Consider the following 6,510-nt stretch of genomic DNA (forward strand, 5'->3'; position numbering starts at 1 on the left):
GCTGTTCGCCCTGCCGACCGAGGCGACGTGACGATGTCAGCCGCCGCAGGTCTCGCGCACGATCAATTCGGTCGGCACCCGTTCCGAGCGGCCAACTCCACCGCCGACGTCGCCGCCGCCATGATCCAGCAGCTTGGACACCATCAGGCGTCCAGCCTTCATTGTGTCCTGGGCGATGGTGGACAGGGCCGGACGCGAATAGCGGCTGAACGGCACATTATCGAAGCCGATCACGGACACCTGTCCCGGCACATCGACGCCGGCGTGCAGCAGGGCGCGCACGGCGCCCAGTGCGATCTGGTCGGACGCGGCGACGACGCCGTCGAAGCTCACGCCGCGACGGATCAGGGCGTCGACCGCCGCCTCGGCGGACTCGACCTCGAAGTGGGCGGGAACAATCAGGTCCGGCGCGACCGCCAGACCCGCCTGTCCCAGAGCATCCAGATAACCGCGATGGCGCTGCATGGCCTCGGGCGGATCAAGGTCGCCCAGGAAGACGATGCGCTGACGTCCCAGACGGGCCAGATGCAGGGTCGCACGACGTCCGCCGAAGGTGTTGTCCGAACCGATGGAGCAGTAGTCCTGCTCGGGCAGTTCAGCGCCCCAGACCACGAACCTGTGGTCAGCGTCGACCAGACGGTTGAAGGCCGAATGCAGGCTGGACTGCCCCAGGAAGATCACCCCGTCGGCACGGCTGGTGTTCAGGGCCGCCGACAGCTCCTCATAGTTGGCGGGCGAGATGTGGCTCATCAGCAGGTCGCAGCCGCGTTCGCGCGCCGCCTCACCCACACCGGCCAGAAGCTCCAGGAAGAAGGGGTCGCTCAGCCGCCCTTCGCGTCCCTGTGGACGCGGCACGACCAGGGCGATGGTGCCCTGCGCGCCGATGGGACCGGCAGGCATGTGGCGGCGGAACGGATAGTCATGTTCCTTGGCCAGTTTCCAGATCAACTGCTTGGTGCGGTCGTTGACGGCAGGGCTGTCGTTCAGGGCGCGCGAGGCGGTGGCGATGGACACGCCCGCCAGGCGCGCGATGTCTTCCAGTCGGGTGGTCTTGCGGCTCAAGGTCGCGGGTCCTCACAGCAGCCTGTCGTGGCTGCAAACTTTTCTGCAAATATTTCAGCCACCGTTCGCGGCGGTTGGCAAGAGGCGGCGTAACGGAGTTCCCATGATGCAACGCAGATCCTTCCTGGCCCTTGGCGGCGTATCTCTTCTGGCCTTCGGCGCGACCGGCGCACGCGCCCAGACCTCGCCCGCCCACGCCCGTGCTTCGTCGCCGGGCGGCGTGCTGACGGTCGAGGCCTTCACCGACAATGACGGGCGTCCGATGTACGCCGTCCTGCGTCAGGGCCGCGTCGTGGTCGCCCCGTCCAAGCTGGGCTTCCTGCTGACCGACGCCCCCGCTATCGAACGCGGTCTGGCCATCACGGCGGGCCAGCCCGTGACCGTCGACGACACCTGGGAACAGCCGTGGGGCGAGCGCCGCTTCATCCGCAACCACTACAACGAATGGCGCGTCACCTATGCCGAAACGGGCGCACTGGGCCGCCGCGTGGACGTGGTCTTCCGCCTGTATGACGACGGTCTGGGCTTCCGCTACGAATTCCCCGACCAACCCGCACTGAAGACCGTCCGCATCGGCTCGGAGATCACCGAGTTCAATCTGGCCGAAAACGGCGAGGCCCTGTGGTGCCCCGCCTGGGAATGGAACCGCGAGGAATACCTCTACAGCCGCACCCCCATCGATGCGGTGGGCAGCGCCCAGACGCCGATGACCGTCAAGGGACAGTCCGGCCTGCATGTCTCGATCCACGAAGCGGCCTGCATCGACTATGCAGGCATGAACCTGCGTCGCTCTGAGGGCACCGGCTTCCGCGCCCAGCTGACGCCGGGCCTGACCAACGCCGCCGTGGTGCGCCAGGCGCCGTTCAACACCCCGTGGCGTACGCTTCAGGTGTCGGACGACGCGGCTGGTCTGATCGATTCCAGCCTGATCCTGAACCTGAACGAACCCAACAAGCTGGGCGATGTCAGCTGGTTCAAGCCGATGAAATACGTCGGCGTCTGGTGGGAGATGCACCTGGAGCTGAAGAGCTGGGCGTCCGGCCCGAACCACGGCGCGACCACCGAGAACACGATCAAACACATCGACTTCGCCGCCAAGCACGGTTTCGGCGGGGTTCTGGTCGAGGGCTGGAACAAGGGCTGGGACGGCCAGTGGTTCGCCAACGGTTCGGACTTCAGCTTCACCGAGGCCTATCCCGATTTCGACATCGATGCGGTCTGCGCCTACGCCCGCTCCAAGGGCGTGCAACTGATCGGCCACCACGAAACGGGCGGCAACGCCTTCCACTACGAGCAGCAGCTTGAACCCGCGATGGCCCTGTATGAGCGCCTTGGCGTTCACTCGGTGAAGACCGGCTATGTCGCGGATGCATTGGGCGCACGCGTTGCTGGCCCGGACGGTCAGTCAGTCATGGCGTGGCATGAAAGCCAGGCGATGGCCCAGCACCATATGCGCGTGATCGAGGTCGGCGCCCGCCACAAGGTCGCCGTCAACGCGCACGAGCCGTTCAAGGACACCGGCCTGCGCCGCACCTATCCCAACATGATTAGCCGCGAAGGCCAGCGCGGGATGGAATATTCGGCCTGGGGCAACCCCGGCAATCCACCCGAGCATGAGGCCAATCTGGTCTTCACCCGCCTGCTGGCCGGACCGATGGACTATACGCCCGGCATCTTCGGCATGGAGACGCGCAGCCCCGGCGGCGTGCAGACGACCTGGGCCAAGCAACTGGCCCTGTATGTCATCATCTACAGCCCGATCCAGATGGCGGCGGACCTGCTGGTCAACTACGAAGCCAACCCCGGCCCGTTCCAGTTCATCAAGGACGTGCCGTGCGACTGGTCTGAAAGCCGCACCCTGTCCGCGGAAATGGGCGACTATGTCGTCACCGTCCGTAAGGACCGCAAGTCCGACGTCTGGGCGCTGGGCGCCGTCACCGACGAGCATCCGCGCGTCCTGACCGCCCACCTCGACTTCCTGGATGCAGGCCGCCGCTACCGCGCCGAAATCTACCGTGACGGCCCGGACGCGGACTACAAGGGCAAGCGCGAGGACATCATCATTGAGCAGCGCAACGTCACCTCGGCTGACACCCTGACGCTGGCCCTGGCGCCCGGCGGCGGTCAGGCCATCCGCTTCGTGCCGATCGGACGCGTCCGCAGATGAGCAAGCTGACGCCCGGACCACTCCACTCTATCCGCCCGCGCCTGTCCGGCCTGGCGATCTGGAACATGTGCGTCGGCTTCTTCGGCATCCAGATCGGATTTGGACTGCAGAACGCCAACACCAGCCGGATCTTCCAGACCCTGGGCGCCGAGGTGGATTCGCTGGCGATCCTATGGATCGCGGCGCCGCTGACCGGCCTGTTGATCCAGCCGATCATCGGGCATTTCAGCGACAAGACGTGGACGCGGTTCGGGCGTCGCCGCCCCTATTTTCTGGTCGGGGCCATCCTGACCACCCTGGCGCTGATCGCCATGCCCAACAGCCCCAGCCTGTGGTTCGCCGCGGCCATGCTGTGGATCATGGACGCCTCGATCAACATCACGATGGAGCCGTTCCGCGCCTTCGTAGGCGACAACCTGCCCGAAGAACAACGCACCGCCGGTTATGCGATGCAGAGCTTCTTCATCGGCGCGGGCGCGGTGTTCGCCTCGGTCCTGCCGTGGCTGCTGTCGAACGTATTCGGCGTCGTCTCGACAGCGGCGGAGGGCGTGGTGCCCCTGTCGGTCAAGATCGCCTTCTATGTCGGGGCCATCGGTCTGTTCTCGGCGGTTCTGTGGACCGTGCTGTCCACCAAGGAATACACCCCCGAACAGATCGCCGCCTTCGAGCGCGCCAGACAGGCGTCGCTGGGTCTCAGCGCCGATGACGGCCCGGAGGCCCCGGCGCGCAGCATTCAGGGCTGGATGACATCCGGTCTGATCTGCGGCGTTTTGGGCCTGTTGGGCTTCGTGCTGATCACAGTGCTGAATCTGGAAAAGGAGCTGCTGATCCTAGCAGGCTTCTTCGCGGGCTTCGGCCTGTTGCAGATCGCGGTCGGCATGATGCAGCGCCGCAGCATCACCAATGCCGTGACCGAAATTGTCAACGACATCTTCCGCATGCCCGCCACCATGCGCGGTCTGGCGGTCGTGCAGTTCTTCACCTGGTTCGCCCTGTTCGCCATGTGGATATACACCACAGCAGCGGTGACCAGCGTCCACTATGGCGCCACCAGCACCACCTCGCGCGCCTATGCTGAAGGAGCCGACTGGGTCGGCGTCCTGTTCGGCGTCTATAATGGCGTGGCGGCGCTGGCGGCCTTCACCCTGCCGGTTCTGGCCAAGCGCATCGGCCGCAAGGCGACCCACGCCCTGATGCTGCTGCTGGGCGCGCTGGGCCTGTTCGGCATCTTCGCCATTCGCGATCCGGGCCTGCTGTGGCTGCCGATGATCGGCGTCGGGTTCGCCTGGGCGTCGGTCGTGTCCATGCCCTACGCCATCCTGTCTGCGGCGGTGCCGGACCGGAAGATGGGCGTCTATATGGGCGTTTTCAACATCTTCATCGTTGTGCCGCAACTGCTGGCGGCGACGGTTCTGGGCCTGATCCTGAAGACCCTGTTCGACGGTCAGGCCATCTGGGCGCTGGTGTTGGGCGCCGTCTCGTTCGTCCTGGCCGCAGGCAGCGCCCTGCTGGTCAAGGAACACCGCGCATGAACCGCCGCACCCTGCTGGCGCTGGGCGCCGCCCTGCCCTTCGCTGGACCTGCCTTCGCAGAAGCGCCAAAGGCCGGGCGTCTGGTGATGCACGAAGCCGTCGCATCCGTCCATGTGAAGGCGCGCAATGTCGGGGTCTGGTTGCCGCCGGGCTATGAGGCCTCCGACACCCGTTACCCCGTCCTCTACATGCACGACGGCCAGAACCTGTTCGACGCCTCGACCGCCAACTTCGGCGAATGGGGTGTGGACGAGCATCTGGACCGCCTGATCGCCAGCGGACAGGTGCGCGCGCCCATCGTCGTCGGCGTCTGGAACACCGACCTGCGCCTGAGGGAATACCTGCCTGCCGACCTGATCGCCGCTCTGCCCGATGACATGCGCGATGAGGTTCAGGCCATCTACGGCGGCCCGTCCCTGTCCGAAGGCTACATCCGGTTTCTGGTCGAAGAGCTGAAGCCGCTTATCGACCAGACCTATCGCACCCTGACGGGACCGGCGGACACGACCATCAGCGGCTCCAGCATGGGCGGGCTGATCTCGCTTCAGGCCGTGATGAAGCGGCCCGACGTCTTCTCTGCCGCCGCCTGCCTGTCCACCCACTGGCCGCTGAAGGTCGATGGGCTGGAAGACGGCCCGGCCCTTCAGTCCTGGCGCGAACGACTGGTCGCCGCCTGGACCGGCGTGATCGCAGCAGGCCTGCCAGCCCCAGGATCACACCGTTTCTATTTCGACCGGGGCGATGAAACCCTCGACCAGTTCTATGGCGAGTTCCAGACCCGCATCGACCAGACGTTCCGTGCGCGTGGCTATGACGCGCTGAACCACCGCAGCCTGGTCTTCCCCGGCGCACAACACAACGAAGCGTCATGGAACAGCCGTCTGGATGTTCCCCTGACCTTCCTGCTTTCCCCTCGCCCCACGCAAACCTCGTGAGGATCCTATGCGTACAATGAAACTTCTCTGCCTGACCGGCGCGGCCAGTCTGGCCCTGTCCTCTGTCGCCGCCGCCCAGTCTGTGGCGCCCGGCGCGCCCGGCATTGCGCCGAACTGGTCCACAGCGGCCAAGACCGGCGCCGGCGCCTCCTACGAAGCCTATGTCGACGGCCAGTACCGTGACGGCGGCCCGACTGGCGCTGTCTCCAAGGTCTGGTTCTCGATCGCCGACGGCGTCCTGACCGAGACCATGTACGGCCTGATCCATGAGGCCCAGATCAAGGCGCTTCGTTTCGCCGTCGTCACGCCGCAAGGTCTGGCGCTGGAAGGCCCGGACACCACCGAGCTGACTGAATACCTGCACACGGATGCAGAGGGTCGCCCGCTGTCGCCCGCCTATCGCGTCACCACCCGTGACAAGAACGGCCGCTTCGAAATCCAGAAGCAGATCTTCACCGACCCGGACCGCAACGCCCTGGTGCTGCGCGTCACCATCAAGTCGCTGACCGGCCAGGCCACGCCCTATCTGCTGCTTGAGCCGCATATCGCAAACACCGGCATCAACGACCGTGGCGTTGTCACGCGTCAGGCCTTCCACGCCTGGGAAGGCGACACCCATCTGGTGCTGAAGCCCAGCCAGCCGTTCACCGCCGCCAGCGTCGGCTTCGTCGGCGTGTCCGACGGCCTGACCGACCTGAAGGACGGCAAGATGGACTGGACCTACGCCTCGACGGGCGATGAGTCCGGCAACACCATGATGACCGGCGCCCTGCCGACGCTGCGTCGCGGCCAAAGCCTGACGCGCGACTTCGTC

4 protein-coding genes and 1 pseudogene are annotated in these 6,510 nt (G+C 65.9%); 4 read left to right on the top strand and 1 reads right to left on the bottom strand.

Annotated elements, in window-relative coordinates:
- Positions 1 to 36: 36 nt before the first annotated feature.
- Positions 37 to 1,062, bottom strand: a complete 1,026-nt coding sequence (locus tag QZ281_RS04855) for a LacI family DNA-binding transcriptional regulator (protein WP_292225365.1) — start codon at positions 1,060 to 1,062, stop codon at positions 37 to 39.
- Positions 1,063 to 1,165: 103 nt separating this feature from the next.
- Between QZ281_RS04855 and QZ281_RS04860 the strand changes: the two genes are divergently transcribed.
- The 4 genes and pseudogenes from QZ281_RS04860 to QZ281_RS04875 form a co-directional block, all read left to right on the top strand.
- Positions 1,166 to 3,229: a glycoside hydrolase family 97 protein gene (locus QZ281_RS04860; protein ID WP_292225366.1), complete on the top strand. Its 2,064-nt coding sequence runs from the start codon at positions 1,166 to 1,168 to the stop codon at positions 3,227 to 3,229.
- Entirely contained in the window at positions 3,226 to 4,761 is a 1,536-nt protein-coding gene (locus QZ281_RS04865; protein WP_292225369.1) for an MFS transporter, read from the top strand. Before QZ281_RS04860 ends, QZ281_RS04865 begins: the two co-directional genes overlap by 4 nt.
- Entirely contained in the window at positions 4,758 to 5,696 is a 939-nt protein-coding gene (locus QZ281_RS04870; protein WP_292225371.1) for an alpha/beta hydrolase-fold protein, read from the top strand. Before QZ281_RS04865 ends, QZ281_RS04870 begins: the two co-directional genes overlap by 4 nt.
- A 7-nt stretch (positions 5,697 to 5,703) precedes the next feature.
- Positions 5,704 to 6,510 (top strand): annotated as a pseudogene (locus tag QZ281_RS04875) (glucan 1,4-alpha-glucosidase); the annotation flags it as partial.

It is taken from the genome of Brevundimonas sp., from assembly GCF_018608325.1.
GTDB lineage: Bacteria > Pseudomonadota > Alphaproteobacteria > Caulobacterales > Caulobacteraceae > Brevundimonas.